Source organism: Streptococcus oralis (assembly GCF_019929365.1).
GTDB lineage: Bacteria > Bacillota > Bacilli > Lactobacillales > Streptococcaceae > Streptococcus > Streptococcus oralis_BT.
Genome location: NZ_JAHZPH010000002.1, coordinates 1 through 14,746, shown reverse-complemented (window position 1 = coordinate 14,746; position 14,746 = coordinate 1). Strand labels below are relative to the sequence as shown.

General features: G+C 43.5%; 13 protein-coding genes, 1 other RNA gene and 1 pseudogene. 2 read left to right on the top strand and 13 right to left on the bottom strand.

Annotated features, from left to right (window positions below; all coding sequences use genetic code 11):
- Positions 1-88: 88 nt before the first annotated feature.
- From fni to K1I53_RS03590, 12 genes and pseudogenes are all read right to left on the bottom strand, one after another.
- On the bottom strand, positions 89-1,090 hold the full coding sequence (gene fni, locus K1I53_RS03645; RefSeq protein ID WP_223328441.1) for a type 2 isopentenyl-diphosphate Delta-isomerase: 1,002 nt from the start codon (positions 1,088-1,090) through the stop codon (positions 89-91).
- Complete coding sequence (locus K1I53_RS03640) at positions 1,074-2,081, bottom strand: phosphomevalonate kinase (RefSeq protein ID WP_223328440.1); 1,008 nt, start codon at positions 2,079-2,081, stop codon at positions 1,074-1,076. Before K1I53_RS03640 ends, fni begins: the two co-directional genes overlap by 17 nt.
- Positions 2,068-3,021, bottom strand: a complete 954-nt coding sequence (gene mvaD / locus K1I53_RS03635; RefSeq protein ID WP_223328439.1) for a diphosphomevalonate decarboxylase — start codon at positions 3,019-3,021, stop codon at positions 2,068-2,070. Before mvaD ends, K1I53_RS03640 begins: the two co-directional genes overlap by 14 nt.
- The gene (mvk, locus tag K1I53_RS03630; RefSeq protein WP_223328438.1) at positions 3,003-3,881 is read right to left on the bottom strand and encodes a mevalonate kinase; all 879 of its coding nucleotides are present in this window, start codon (positions 3,879-3,881) and stop codon (positions 3,003-3,005) included. The genes mvaD and mvk overlap by 19 nt, the downstream gene beginning before the upstream one ends.
- 119 nt (positions 3,882-4,000) lie before the next feature.
- A pseudogene (locus tag K1I53_RS03625) lies at positions 4,001-4,978 on the bottom strand (N-acetylmuramoyl-L-alanine amidase family protein).
- A gap of 99 nt (positions 4,979-5,077) precedes the next feature.
- On the bottom strand, positions 5,078-5,767 hold the full coding sequence (locus tag K1I53_RS03620) for a response regulator transcription factor (RefSeq protein ID WP_000518005.1): 690 nt from the start codon (positions 5,765-5,767) through the stop codon (positions 5,078-5,080).
- An 11-nt stretch (positions 5,768-5,778) separates the two neighbouring features.
- The gene (gndA, locus tag K1I53_RS03615) at positions 5,779-7,203 is read right to left on the bottom strand and encodes an NADP-dependent phosphogluconate dehydrogenase (RefSeq protein ID WP_223328437.1); all 1,425 of its coding nucleotides are present in this window, start codon (positions 7,201-7,203) and stop codon (positions 5,779-5,781) included.
- A 75-nt stretch (positions 7,204-7,278) separates the two neighbouring features.
- A complete protein-coding gene (gene mapZ, locus K1I53_RS03610; RefSeq protein WP_223328436.1) occupies positions 7,279-8,730 on the bottom strand; it encodes a cell division site-positioning protein MapZ in 1,452 nt (483 codons plus the stop codon).
- Positions 8,731-8,742: 12 nt separating this feature from the next.
- Positions 8,743-9,900: a THUMP domain-containing class I SAM-dependent RNA methyltransferase gene (locus K1I53_RS03605; protein WP_223328435.1), complete on the bottom strand. Its 1,158-nt coding sequence runs from the start codon at positions 9,898-9,900 to the stop codon at positions 8,743-8,745.
- A gap of 83 nt (positions 9,901-9,983) precedes the next feature.
- An RNA gene (rnpB, locus tag K1I53_RS03600) (RNase P RNA component class B) lies at positions 9,984-10,365 on the bottom strand.
- Positions 10,366-10,385: 20 nt separating this feature from the next.
- Positions 10,386-10,715 (bottom strand): cell division regulator GpsB, encoded by a 330-nt coding sequence (gene gpsB, locus K1I53_RS03595; protein ID WP_000146526.1) that lies wholly within the window; start codon positions 10,713-10,715, stop codon positions 10,386-10,388.
- Positions 10,716-10,784: 69 nt separating this feature from the next.
- Entirely contained in the window at positions 10,785-11,312 is a 528-nt protein-coding gene (locus K1I53_RS03590; RefSeq protein WP_223328434.1) for a DUF1273 domain-containing protein, read from the bottom strand.
- Positions 11,313-11,378: 66 nt separating this feature from the next.
- Between K1I53_RS03590 and recU the strand changes: the two genes are divergently transcribed.
- The gene (gene recU, locus K1I53_RS03585; RefSeq protein WP_223328433.1) at positions 11,379-11,975 is read left to right on the top strand and encodes a Holliday junction resolvase RecU; all 597 of its coding nucleotides are present in this window, start codon (positions 11,379-11,381) and stop codon (positions 11,973-11,975) included.
- Positions 11,972-14,119 carry a penicillin-binding protein PBP1A gene (gene pbp1a / locus K1I53_RS03580; RefSeq protein WP_223328432.1) on the top strand — a complete coding sequence of 716 codons (2,148 nt, stop codon included), beginning with the start codon at positions 11,972-11,974 and terminating at the stop codon, positions 14,117-14,119. Before recU ends, pbp1a begins: the two co-directional genes overlap by 4 nt.
- Before the next feature lie 174 nt (positions 14,120-14,293).
- On the opposite strand, the gene K1I53_RS03575 is transcribed toward pbp1a, so the two are convergent.
- Positions 14,294-14,746 (bottom strand): SIALI-17 repeat-containing surface protein (locus K1I53_RS03575; RefSeq protein ID WP_223328431.1); only part of this gene is annotated, 453 nt, incomplete at its 5' end.

Genomic DNA, 14,746 nt, shown 5'->3' with positions numbered 1-14,746 from the left:
GAAATCGCTCCTACAAGCTAGGTTCTTTCAGCCCACTACCGTTGGACAAAAGACTACAAAAAAGGGCGGGATTCTTGTCCCGACCTCTCTACATCTGATCTTTAGCTTCTTTGAGTTTGCCGTAAAGAATATAGTCTACGTTTTGCAGATCTGCTATGGTGGCACAATTAAGAGCACACATGATCAAACGCAGATCTTCTTTCCAGCCTTGGACAATACCAATCACCTCTTCGACGGAGTAGGTTTCAATCAACTCTAGAACAGTACGTGACAGTCCTACAGCCTTGGCACCAAATACCAGGCACTTAATCATATCTAGCGGATTCCGAACGCCTCCGCTAACCAAGAGTTCGACTTTGTCTTTCCAGTCTTGGGCATTGAGAAGAGTTTGCATGGTGGATTGTCCCCATTGATTGAGATAGTCACGCTGGCCACTGCGACGGTTTTCGATGTAAGCAAAGCTGGTACCACCACGACCTGACAGGTCAACAGTTCGAACGCCCAGATCATAGGCTCTTTCGATGGTCTTCACATCCATTCCAAAGCCCACTTCCTTTAGAATAATAGGAGCAGGGATCCGCTTGCTATAATCTGCCAGATGCGATTGCCAGCTTCTGAACTTCCTTTCTCCCTCCGGCATGAGCAATTCCTGCATGACGTTAACGTGCACTTGCAGGAGAATAGGATTCATCTCTTGCACAGTCTGAAGTCCTAACTCAACAGGCTTGTCCAAGCCAATATTGGTTCCAAGGAGGAGATTTGGATGGCTAGATTTGACAGAAAAAGAGTCATCTGTTGGATCTTTGAGGGCTGCGCTATAAGATCCCGTCACAAACAAAATCCCACAGGCTTCTGCCACCTGAGCCAGCTTTTGATTGATTTCTCTCCCCTTATCGCTTCCACCCGTCATGGCATTGATATAAAAAGGAAAGTCCCACTTTCGACCTGCAAATTCTGTAGACAAATCAATCTCATCCAGGTCGTAAAGAGGCAGGGAAGAATGAATCAACTCCACCTCATCAAAGCTATTATAGGAACTTTTCTGCTCAAGGGCATAGCGGATATGCTCGTCCTTACGATTTGTCGTCATGTCCTATCCTTTCTTGGTATAAGAGCTCAATCCCCAGATTGGCCCAGCGATTTTTTAAGGTTTCAGTTGATTGCTCATAAAAACTCAAGGCAATCCCACAGTCACCTCCACCAGCGCCACTACTCTTGGCAACAGCCTGCAAATCTTGACTGGCTTGTTTCAACTGTCTCAGCGAAGGTGTGTAAATATCTGGGCTCAAGCCTTCTAAAAGCTGACTGGCTGTTTCCAGCTGCTCGATAATTTTTTCTGCATTCCCCTGCTCCAAGGCTTCTACCAAAGCAGACACCGTTGCTTTTGAGGAACTTAAAAAATTCTGATTGATGTTTTGCTTGATTTGCTTGACCATTTGACTCGATACAGCTACTTCCTTGGTCCATCCCACTAGGAAATCACATTCTAGGGCAGGTTGTACGTGTGAGATAGAAAAGCCCCAATCACGCTCCAAAACTGTTGCCAAGCTTTCTTCTTTCAAACAAGCAGCTATCTTCTTTCGATCAAATGACTTGTAGAGAACCAAATCTTCTGCCACAATACAGGCAAGGTCTCCCATAGAACCATTGTCGCCTCGCTTGAGCAAGACCGCGCTAGCCAGCTTGAACAAGAGTTCCGGATCAACCGTAATACCATATAGAACCAGCAAGCCCTTGATCACCAAGACAACGACGCTACCACTAGAACCCAGACCGAACTTTTTGCCTTCCCGTTCCATTTTCCCACGGATTTCCAAGGAAAAAGGTCGCAAAGTCTGACCGCGAACAGCAAGGAAGTCTCCCACCAAAGCAATCGTTTCTTGAATCAAGCTGTAGTCAGGATTTGGCGTCAAGTCCACTGCGAAATCAAACAAATCTGAGTAGATACGGTAGCTATCAGCAAAAGCAATCTCAGCCTTCATATAGATGGGGATAGCTTTTATCAAGGCTAACTGTCCTGGCTCTAAAATAGCATATTCACCTGCCCAATAGAGTTTCCCGCAAGTTTTAACAGCAATCATCTTGGCTCAAATCCTTTGTTTTTGACACAATCAAGCGGTAACGTTGACCAAAGATTTCGGACAAATGCTCCAGGTCTTCCTCTTGACAGAGAACCTTGACATTGGGACCAGCATCCATGGTAAAGTAGCAAGCCTCCCCTTGCTCACGAAGTTGGCGGACAAAGTCCATCGCTTCATAAGTCGCATCCGTTAGATATGAAAAGGCTGGTGATGCTGTTTTCGTCGTAGCGTGCATAGCAAGGGCATTTTTCTCCGTTAATTCCCCAACCTTTGCAAAATCATTCTCTTTGAGATAAACCAGCATATCCTGATAATTCTTCTCAGACTGACGCACCCAGTCATCAAAAGTCGTCGAGGTTTCCACACAAAGTTTCATACCATCACGGCTAGAAATTGGTTTTTTCTTGTCCTCTAGCACCAACATAATCATAGCTAGTTTCAGGTCTGTCTCTACAGGGTAAATTTCCCCACTATCCTTATCCCAGGCACCCAGTGGTCCATAAAAACTGCGGGAGGAAGAACCTGAGGCAAACTTAGCCTCCTGCACCAACTGGCTCCGATTCAAACCAAGCTTGAAATAAGTATTACATGCCTTGACCAAGGCGGACAAACCACTAGAACTGGATGACAAGCCAGCCGCAGTAGGCATGTTGTTTTGGGTATCAATTCGGACAAATCCCTCACCATCTGGACGGTAGCGGTCAATGATTTTGCTCATTTTGGCATGCTCAGCCTCATTTTGGAGCTGACCATTGATATAAAAGGCATCAGCAGTCGCATCCGTCGGTAGAGGCGACAAAGTCGTCTCTGTGTACATATTTTCCAAAGTAAGAGAGATACTGCTAGTAGCGGGAACCATCTCTTTTTCTTTTTTCTTTCCCCAATATTTGATAATGGCAATATTTGCGTAGGAACGTACTGTTACAGGCTTTCGATCCATGTCTGAACAGCTCCTTTCTCTTCTAATCGTTTTGCTAGTTCTTGCGCTTGGTCCAGATTGGCTACCAAGGCGATAATACAGCCCCCAAGTCCACCACCACTCATCTTGGCACCTAGAGCACCATGGCTCAGAGCCGTTTCAACGAGGGAGTCTGCCTCAGGGCTGCTGACACCAATTTCTTTTAAATGTAAATGCGCTTGACTGAGGATTTGTCCCAGTCTTTCAGCATCTTTTCGTCTAATCGCATCTTCTGCTTGCTGGGTCAATTCTCCCAAGGCATGCAAAAACGGTAAGGCATCCTTGCCCTTACTTTGAACCACTTGGATAGCTTCGCGTGTATGACCATAAACGCCTGTATCTGCAATCACCAAATAAGCGGATAGGTTCATCTCAAGTTCTGTAAAACCAACGTTTTTAATAAAGCGAATGGGTTGGTCACTGAGACAGGTTTTTGCATCCAAACCACTAGGATTCATATGGGCAATCATCTCAGCCCGATTGACCAAGATTTCTAGCACATCATGAGGCAAGTCGGCTTGATAGTAGTCAAAAACAGCTCGAATGGCCGCTATGCTGATAGCTGCTGACGAACCCATCCCCCGTTTTTCAGGAATAGCTGAGTCAATCACACAGCGAATACAGGCTTCTTTGATATCCAAATACTCCAGCGAAGCATAAACTGCCATGGACAAGGTATCCTCCTCATAGAGACGCCAAGGACTCGCTGCAGGAACTACCTTACAAGTCACCTCCACCTCCAAAAGAGGCAGGGAAATGGCAGGATAACCGTAAACGACCGCATGCTCCCCTATTAAAATAATCTTACTATGTGCCTGACCGACACCAACTTTTTTTGTCATTTTTTCCTTCAACTAGACGAAAAGACCGTCTTACTTTTCATACAGTAGTATTTTCTCCTATCTATTTTATTATATTTTCACAAAAAAAGCGATTGTTTCCTTCACAATCGCCTCTTTCATTATTGGACCCATTCGCCATTATAGTTGACGTAGTAGCCATCCACTCTTGTACTAACTGCTAAAGCGCCTGAGCTATAAGCATAGTACCATTTGCCACCGACCTTAAACCAACCTGTCTTCATAGAACCATTTGGTTGGTCTAGGTAATACCAAGTCGAACCATCCTTAATCCAACCAGTTGCCATAGCTCCTGATGAACGAAGGTAGTACCACTTATTACCAACATAAGCCCAGCCTGTCTTTATATCTCCATTTTGAGCATCTAGATAATACCAAGTGGAGTCTTCCTGATACCAACCAGTCGCCATAGCTCCCGATGAGCGGAGGTAGTACCACTTATTACCTAGATATTGCCAACCAGTTTGCATAATACCAGTTGTTGGATCTAGGTAGTACCAAGTCGAATCATCGTTTATCCAACCCGCACGTCTTTCACCACCAAGGTAGTCTTTTCCTAAATGACCTGTTTTTGCTAGATAGTACCAGTTAGATTGATCGTAGAGCCAACCTGTCTTTAAAGAATGATCTTCATTAAAGTAATAATTTGCTAATTTAAGAACTTCTGGGCCTTCAAAGCCTTCACCATATTTTTTACCAACAGTTAATGAATCTTTAACCTCTAATTGTTGCCAGCCAACAAATTCTTGTAATACCCCATCTTGATCAAAGTAGTACCATTTATATTGAAGGCCAATTTCGAAAACTGGACGATTATCAAATAAATCATCACGATAACCCGTCCCAGGAATTTCTAAGTATTGCCAGCCGACTACCATTTCTCCATCATCAAAATAGTACATTTTACCGTCTATTTTATGCCAATAGATCGCTTTATGGTCATCTTTTATATAGTATTTTCTATTGTCCTTATCAACAAACTATCCACCTGTGGTATCCGCCAATACTGTACTTGTCGCTAACAGACCAAGAAAGAAGACTGCGAGTTCAACTTGCATCATTATTTTAAATTTTTTCATTAGATCTTTCCTCCATAACTGATTGTAGCAAAGGCCCGACTGTATGTCAATATATAGGAGTTCCTCAAAAAAAGCAGTTACACAACTGCAACTGCTTTTCTATTCTTGCATGGTGTAACCAACACCACGCACTGTTTTAATGTAGCTTTTTTGACCTTTTACATCAAGCTTGCTACGTAGATAACGGATATAAACATCCACGATATTGGTTTCTGTCGCACTTTCGTACTTCCAAACACTTTCCAACAACTGCTCACGAGTCAAGACCTTCTTGCTTCCCATGAGAGTGGCCAAAAGGTCATACTCACGGCGCGTCAGAGCAATCATCTCCTCGCCACGATAAACGGTATGATGTTCTACATCCATACGCAAATTGCGGTAAGACGTTGGGACCTTCATCTGACTACAGTGTTGGTCGATAAAGTCCCGACCTCGGAAAATCGCTGAAATACGAGCCACCAGCTGATCAATAATCACTGGCTTATAGATGTAAGAAACGGCGAAGCGCTGGATTGTCTCAATCTGGTCTTGCAATTCTTCGCGATGGTCCAAGACCATGATCACTGAGGCTGGTTTTGTCCGACTCAGCCTCTCTGCAAAATCCTGGGCCGTCATATCCCCCAGACGAGCATTCAGTAAAATCAAGTCATAATCTGTCTGGAGAGCCATGGAGAGGGCTTTTTGCCCCTCCTCTACAAGATCAACACGGTATTGCTCTTTTTGGAGTTCCAGACTGAGAAAATGAGCGAGATTTCGTTCTTTCTCAAGTAATAAAATCCGTTTCCCCATGGCAGACCTACTTATTTTTCGTCATACCAAGAGTAGTGGAAGGTTCCTTCTTTGTCTTTACGTTGGTAAGTGTGGGCACCAAAGTAGTCACGTTGCGCTTGGATCAAGTTAGCTGGAAGGTCTGCTGAACGATAGCTATCAAAGTAAGTAATAGCTGCTGAGAAGGTTGGTACTGGTACACCAGCTTGAACCGCAAGAGCTACGATATCACGAACTGCTTGTTGGTACTTAGCAGTAACATCCAAGAAGTACTCATCTAAGAGAAGGTTTGCAAGGTCTGCATCACGGTTGTAGGCATCTGTGATCTTTTGCAAGAAACGAGAACGGATGATACAGCCATCACGCCAGATAGATGCGATATCCGCAAATGGCAAGTTCCAGTTATTTTCTTTAGAAGCCACACGCAATTGAGCAAAACCTTGTGCGTATGAGATGATTTTTGAGAAGTAAAGGGCTTGACGGATTTTTTCAATCAACTCAGCCTTGTTCCCTTCAAACTTGAAGGCAGCTGGTTTTGGTAGCACCTTGCTAGCATGTACACGCTCTTCTTTGTATGTAGAGATATAGCGGGCAAATACTGACTCAGTAATTAGTGACAATGGCACACCAAGGTCAAGTGCTGATTGGCTAGTCCATTTACCAGTTCCTTTGTTTCCTGCAGCATCCAGGATGTAGTCTACGATTGGTCCATCTTGACCTTCATCGTCTTTGCGGCTCAAGATATCAGCTGTGATTTCAATCAAATAGCTGTCCAATTCACCCTTATTCCACTCAGTAAAGATTTCAGCCATATCTTCTGCAGAAAGACCGAGCAAGTGTTGCATGAGGTCATAGCTTTCTGCGATCAATTGCATGTCACCGTACTCAATACCGTTGTGGACCATTTTCACATAGTGACCAGCTCCATCAGGACCGATGTAAGTCACACATGGCTTGCCATCTTCTGGTGCTTTAGCTGAGATTTCTTCAAGAACATCAGCAACCAATTCGTAGGCTTCTTTTTGGCCACCAGGCATGATAGAAGGACCTTCAAGGGCACCTTTTTCACCACCAGAAACTCCAGTACCGATAAAGTTGATACCTGAGTTTGCTAGTTCTTCATTACGACGGATGGTATCTTTATAGAAAGTGTTTCCTCCATCTATCAAGATATCACCCTTGTCAAGGTGTGGAAGAAGGGCTTGGATAGTTGCATCTGTACCAGGTCCAGCTTGAACCATGAGCATGATACGACGAGGTTTTTCGATTGAGTTTACAAAGCTTTCAACGTCATAGCTTGGCACAAAGTTCTTTTCTGGATGGCAAGCAATCACGTCTTCTGTTTTTTCTTTACTACGGTTGTAAATGGCAACTGTATAACCACGAGATTCGATATTTAGGGCAAGGTTACGACCCATTACGGCCATACCTACGACACCAAAGTTAGCTTTTGTCATGTGACACTCCTCTTGTTTAATATGTTTTATTTTATCATTTTTACCTATGAAAGGAAAGAATTTTGTAACGGACTCCTAGTAATCCAAGTCATCCGCGTGACCAGCCCCATTACCGACAAAGTATCCTGTCTTACAGTTAAGAGTAAAGAGATAGGTTCCATCTGGTTTGTAGAGGTTGTAATAACCGTTTCCGTTTACGATATTGACCCGTTCTAGGATATATTGATTGCCAGTGATATAGCCACGAGCGCGTGACGTTGCTAGGATTTGTTCAAGGACACCGTCCGCAAAAGTCCAGGCAGGGTTGTTGCTATCCTCTACAGCGGATTGGTTGTACGGTACACGACTAGCACTTCTTTGAAGATTGACACCATCGCTAGACAAACCTCCACTTTCTGGTCTGCTGGCAGATGCTGAACTTGATGAAGCAGACGAACTGCTCGTACTGCTATCAGTCGTTGTACTTGAACTTTCTTGGCTACTGCTACTTGAACTAGAACTAGAGGCGCTTGTTTGCTGGCTCTTACCCAGGCTAATGGCCTTATCTAACAGTTTATCTAGCTCTGTATTTCCTGTTTTAATTTCTGTAAATTTAGCGTCTGCCTTGACCTTTGCATTGGTATCCAAGACACCGTCAGTAATTGCTGGAGTTTCAAACTGATTATTCACTTCTTGCACAGCCTTGATTTGAGTTTCTAAACTATCATACTTAGACTTGGCCAGAGTGTGCTCTCGGCTACCTTCGAGTTTATCTAGTTGAGCCTTGAGTTGGTTCAACTTGTCAAACTGACTATTTTTCAAAGCTGTTTTATTAGCATCCGTATAAAAGGCATCGTAGAGGGTATTAAACTCTTGTAGGGCTGTTTGTGTTTCTTGATTGTTAGAAGAAGACTGAGAAGACTGGATGGCTTGGTTGGAGCGGTTTACTTGGTGATAGATATAGTAACTACCTGCCAAGATAAGGGCTGCTGCTAGGGCTGAACCGATAACAAACACGCGCTTCTTTTTAGAATTAGAAACTGTTTCTGATTCTGCCTGAGCTGAGCGTGAAAGTAGAGCCGTCTCTTCCTCTTCTTTCTCATCAGCAACCTCTGCTGGCGTTTGCTTTTCCAACACAAGCGGTTCCAAGTCTTGATTTTCTTCTCCCAAAGGAGGCAAAATCACATCCGAGCTTGTAGTTTCCACTGAGTCTGACACCGTTTCTTCTGAAACTGTCTCGGGTTCCTCTATGATTGGTGCCGACTCTTCAGTGATTTCTGAGATTTCCTGTGTCGTCAATTCTTCTTGAGCCTGAGCTTCCTGCAGTTCTTCTTTTTTAAATTGACGTGTTTCAAACTTGTCCGCCTCGATTTCCTCGCGGTGCTGTTTGATGTATTTATCCAAGATATTGTCCTCAGGCAATACTCCAGCTTCAACTTCTTCATTTTTACGGATGACTTGACCAACTGTCAGATCTTTCGCCTCGTCAAAATCAAATTTGGATTCTTGATGCTCTTTTTTATGACGATTGTGTCTTTTTTTACTCATCTGTCTTCCTTTCTACTTTACCTCTTGGCGCTTCACACGCTGACCAAAGTATTGATACAAATCCACTTTTAAGGTTCCGTTATAAAGTTTGCGCTTTTTATCCGCTGGGCTTCCGTACTTACTTTCAAAAGCTTCGTCACTCGTCAGGATAAATTTGCTCCAGGTTTTCAATGGCGCAAAGACCTGCCCCATTTCTGCATAGAGCTTTGTAACTCCTGCATCATCAGACAAGCGCTCCCCATATGGTGGATTGGAAATGATAACGCCATTGATCTTGTCTGAACGCAAATCCTGTACCCGCATTTGTTTAAAAGTGATATCTCCAGCTACACCAGCTGCTTGAGCATTGGCCTTAGCAGTCTCAACCATCCGAGCATCAATATCACAGCCCATAATATCCAATTCTATCTCACGATCGATTTTCTTAGCAGCCTCTGTGCGAACTTCTTGGATTAACCGATCGCTAACCCAGTTCCATTCCTCAAAAGCAAAGGAACGGCGAAGCCCCGGCGCCATCTTTCTAGCCATCATAGCCGCCTCGATACAGAAAGTTCCTGAACCACAGGTCGGATCGATCAAGGGCTTGTCTGGATACCAGTTAGAGAGTTGTAAAATGGCTGCTGCCATGTTTTCCTTGATAGGAGCTCCACCCTTTTCCGTACGATAACCGCGCTTAAAGAGGCTAGAACCTGTCGTGTCAATCATGACAGTTGCCACATCTTTAAGGATGGACACCTCTATCTTAAACTCAGGACCATTTTCCATCAAGGGAACACCTTCTGGGCGGGCATAGTGTTTTTGCAGTTTCTTCACAACCGCCTTCTTGGAAATAGCCTGAACACTAGGCTCATTGTGCAGTTTAGACTTGACACATTTGGCCTTTGAAATAGGGAAACGTGCCCCGAGCGGGAGATAGTTTTCCCAATCTAGAGCAAAAACTCCTTGGAAAAGTTCTTCAAAGGTCTTAGCCGGAAAGCTCCCAACTACAATCTTGATACGGTCAGCTGCACGAAGCCAAAGGTTGGTCTCGATGATTGCCTTCACATCTCCTTGAAAACGAACACGGCCATTTTCAACCTGGCAATCATAGCCCAGGTCTCGCACCTCACGTCCAACGACAGCCTCGAGACCCGCCGCAGCAGTTGCGATTAAATTAAATTTTTCTTTCATTTCTAGTCTTGCAAGACCTTTCTTTTGTTCACTTTAAAAAATGAGGTTGAGAAAAAGTTCTCAGCCCCAACCTATATGCAATTTTCTATAAGCCATGTTTTGTTCCAGAAGTGACTAGGACCACTTCCTTCGATAATCATCTGTCTACCGCTAACAGCCTATAGCTGATAGCAGTCAGAGTACTACGTTCGTTTCCGTGCACTCCATGCCCCGACCAAAATTTGGGTTGCTAGCTTGAGGGGTTTACCGCGTTCCACTCTCTCCGTTTCCAGAAAGACTCCGTCACTGTGGCACTTTCAAGCTTACTCTGACCTATCCAAAGACTTAGCCATTTCGACTGCCGTAACGATCTCTCGTCCCTAGGCTTATGGTTTCGCCTAGCACAAACACTACAGGCATCACAGCCTGTGCTAGCATGGACTTTCCTCATGAAAAGGGATTCTCTTCACGCGATTATCCAAAAATTGCATCTAATAGACACCTAATTACAACTCAGAATTGTCTACGATTTGCTTACCGAATACTTCTTTTTCAAGTCGATTCAATCGTTTCAAAATATCAAAATTTGTCATTGGAGTAGAACTTGTTACTTCGATAGAACTTTGTTGAGTAGAACTTGCCTGTGGCTTGTTAGACAATTCCTCCTTCAAATCAGCAATTTCCTGACGAAGAGATTTGACCAAAGCTGCGTAAGTCTCATAATCCTTGATCACATCATCTAGGAACTCGTCTACCTCTGCCTTACTATATCCGCGAACTTCACGTCCAAACTCTTGTTCAAAAATATCTTTTGCTGAAAAAATAATACTTGCCATTTCTCTCTCCATTCTTGATTGCTATTCTTATTATATAAAAAAAGACAAACAAAAATCAAGGTCAAAGCCTCACTTTTCGGAAAAATTTTCCACTATTTCGTTCAGATCCTCAAATGTTAATCTTTTTGTAATATAGCCTTCTTTATTTTTCATCATCTGGTAAAAATACTGTAGCTTGGTTTCATTTTCTTCGTCATAAAAGAGATAGCACCCTTCCGTATTTTCCAGCAGAAATTTCTGATAATCGCGTAATTGTCCCTTGTGCTCATATTGTGGATAGGCGTATTTGACAAAGTCAACCTGCTTGAACTCACTCAATTTCGCTTGATTTGCTTCATTCCAATTACTACCATGGGTTTCAAAATCAAAAATGGTCGCCAACTGAAAGCCATAGTCTGCTTGCATGTCTTTTGCCACTTGAAGCACCCAGTACTCAAAGCCCAGAGTTCCTGTAAAGACAAGCCAGGTCACCCCTTCTTCTGCTAGACGTTCTAGATCTCTCTGAATGGCTGTTTTGATAATATCAACGCGAATATCCTTGTCATTAAAGAGACCAAGGTCGAAGGCTGAATAACCTAAAATCAAGGCTGTTGTCATTTTTAACCCTTTCTTTGTAAATTTATGATATAATAGAGTGATGTTATTGTACCAATAAGGAGAATTATGGTCAACTATCCACATAAACTTTCATCACAGAAGAGACAAGCCCCCCCGTCACAAACTAAAAATTTCGCAAATCGGGGAATGTCTTTTGAAAAGATGATCAACGCTACGAACGACTACTATTTGTCACATGGATTGGCAGTGATTCACAAGAAACCGACTCCCATCCAAATCGTACGTGTCGACTATCCCCAACGAAGTCGAGCCAAGATCGTTGAAGCCTACTTTAGACAGGCCTCAACGACTGACTATTCAGGGGTTTATGATGGATACTACATCGACTTTGAAGCAAAGGAAACCAGGCAAAAACATGCGATTCCGATGAAGAATTTTCATCTCCATCAGATCCAGCATATGGAACAAGTTCTTGCCCAGCAAGGAATCTGCTTTGTCCTCCTTCACTTTTCTTCTCAGCAAGAAACCTACTTATTGTCGGCCATTGATTTGATTCGTTTCTATCATCAAGATATGGGACAAAAGTCAATGCCACTTGGATATATTCGAGAAAATGGATATAGGATTGAGCCTGGTGCCTTTCCACAGATTCCCTATCTCGAAGTTATCAAAGAACATTTACTAGGTGGTAAAACAAGATGAACAAACAAACTTTCCTGCGAATAGCTAAGTATGTCAGTATCTGCCTTTTGACCTTATTTATCGCAGCTATTATGCTAGGTGGAGGCCTTTTTCTGTACTATGTAAGCAAGGCTCCGGCTCTATCCGAAAGCAAACTAGTCGCTACAACGTCTAGTAAGATCTATGACAGCAAAAATGAACTGATCGCTGATCTGGGTTCTGAGCGCCGTGTCAATGCACAGGCTAATGAAATCCCTACGGAGCTGGTCAATGCAATTGTCTCTATTGAAGATCATCGTTTCTTCAGTCACCGAGGAGTAGATACGATTCGTATCCTAGGCGCTTCCTTACGAAACCTCCGTGGTGGGGGTGGTCTTCAAGGTGGTTCTACCTTGACACAGCAGTTGATTAAACTAACCTATTTCTCAACGTCAACATCTGATCAAACACTTTCACGTAAGGCACAGGAAGCTTGGCTAGCCGTTCAGTTAGAACAAAAAGCAACCAAACAAGAGATCCTAACTTACTACATCAACAAGGTCTATATGTCCAACGGAAATTACGGGATGCAAACGGCAGCCCAAAACTACTATGGTAAAGACCTCAAAGATTTAAGTCTACCTCAATTGGCTCTCCTAGCTGGAATGCCCCAGGCTCCAAATCAGTATGATCCCTACTCTCATCCAGAAGCGGCACAAGAACGCCGAGATCTGGTTCTCTCCGAGATGAAGGGACAAGGTTACATTACAGCCGAACAATACGAAAAAGCCATTAACACTCCTATTACAGACGGACTTCAAAGTCTAAAATCTGCTAATAGCTATCCTCCGTATATGGACAATTACCTCAAAGAAGTGATTGATCAAGTCGAACAAGAAACAGGCTACAACCTTTTGACAACGGGAATGGAAGTTTATACCAATGTTGATCCAGCCGTTCAACAACGTCTCTGGGATATCTACAATACCGACGAATACGTTAATTATCCAGATGATGAGTTGCAAGTAGCTTCTACCATCGTTGATGTCACAAACGGAAAGGTGATTGCCCAGCTAGGTGCACGCCATCAATCTAGCAATGTTTCCTTCGGTATGAACCAAGCTGTCGAAACAAACCGCGACTGGGGTTCAACCATGAAACCCATCACAGATTACGCGCCAGCCTTGGAGTACGATATCTATGACTCAACCGCTTCGGTTGTTCACGACGTACCATATAACTATCCTGGCACCAACACACCTGTCTACAACTGGGATAAGAGTTACTTTGGAAACATCACGTTGCAGTATGCTCTTCAACAATCACGGAACGTTACAGCTGTAGAAACCTTGAATAAAGTCGGTTTGGATAGAGCCAAGACCTTCCTAAATGGACTCGGTATTGACTACCCAGATATGCACTATGCCAACGCGATTTCAAGTAACACAACCGAATCTAACAAAAAGTATGGGGCAAGCAGTGAAAAAATGGCCGCAGCCTATGCTGCCTTTGCCAATGGCGGTATTTACCATAAGCCAATGTACATCAACAAAATCATCTTTAGTGATGGTAGTTCAAAAGAGTTTTCTGATTCAGGAACACGCGCTATGAAAGAAACTACTGCCTACATGATGACGGAAATGATGAAAACAGTCTTAACCTACGGAACTGGTCGTGGAGCCTACCTTTCATGGCTACCACAAGCTGGTAAGACTGGTACATCAAACTATACAGATGATGAAATCGAGAAATACATTAAAAACTCTGGTTATGTAGCTCCAGACGAAATGTTTGTCGGCTATACTCGTAAATATTCAATGGCTGTCTGGACCGGTTACTCTAACCGACTTACTCCTATCGTTGGTGATGGCTTCTACGTTGCAGCTAAGGTCTACCGTTCGATGATGACCTACCTCTCAACAGATGACCATCCAGGGGATTGGACCATGCCTGAAGGCCTTTACAGAAGCGGAGAATTTGTCTTTAAGAATGGAGCACGCAATACGTGGACCCCTTCATCATCTACACAACAAAGTTCTACATCTGAAAGTTCTAGCTCAACATCTGAGAGTTCGACTTCTCAGTCAAGTTCAACTACTCCAAACACAAGTCAAACGCAGACGATTCCTCAACAATCAGGCACTGCACCTGCTGAGCAAAACCAACCAAGTCAACCGCAACAATAAGCAAAATCCTGAGAATTTTACTTCTCAGGATTTTTATTCTTTATAGCTCAATAGTTTATCCCAACAGCACCTTAACTCTTTTGATAGTTTCTCTAACTATTGTAGAGGTTATGGAGCTGTCTTTTTCACTTTCTCTTGATGCTAAAATTTGTCAAAAACAAAGGTAATCAGATGCTATTCCTTTTTCCCTTTCGCGATAAAGATAGCGGATAGAGCTAGGCTAACGCCTGCAAGGAAGAGAGCTGTATCAGATTTGCTTTCACCTGTTGCCGGAAGCTCCTTCTGATCATCATGTTTAACTTCTGGAATCTTAGTATCAGCGAGTGGAATTAAGTTCAATTTGTACTCTGGTTTTTCAACTGTCGGTGCTGGTTGGTCTCCTGCTGTACCAAGTGAACCTGTGTACTCTGGTACTTCATGTACTGCTGCTTCTACCGCGTTCACACCACCTGTAAACTCTAGTTTCTCAACTGTCGGTGCTGGTTGGTCTCCTGCTGTACCAAGTGGACCTGTGTACTCTGGTACTTCATGTACTGCTGCTTCTACCGCGTTCACACCACCTGTAAACTCTAGTTTCTCAACTATCGGTGCTGGCTGATCTCCTGCTGTACTAAGTGGGCCTGTGTA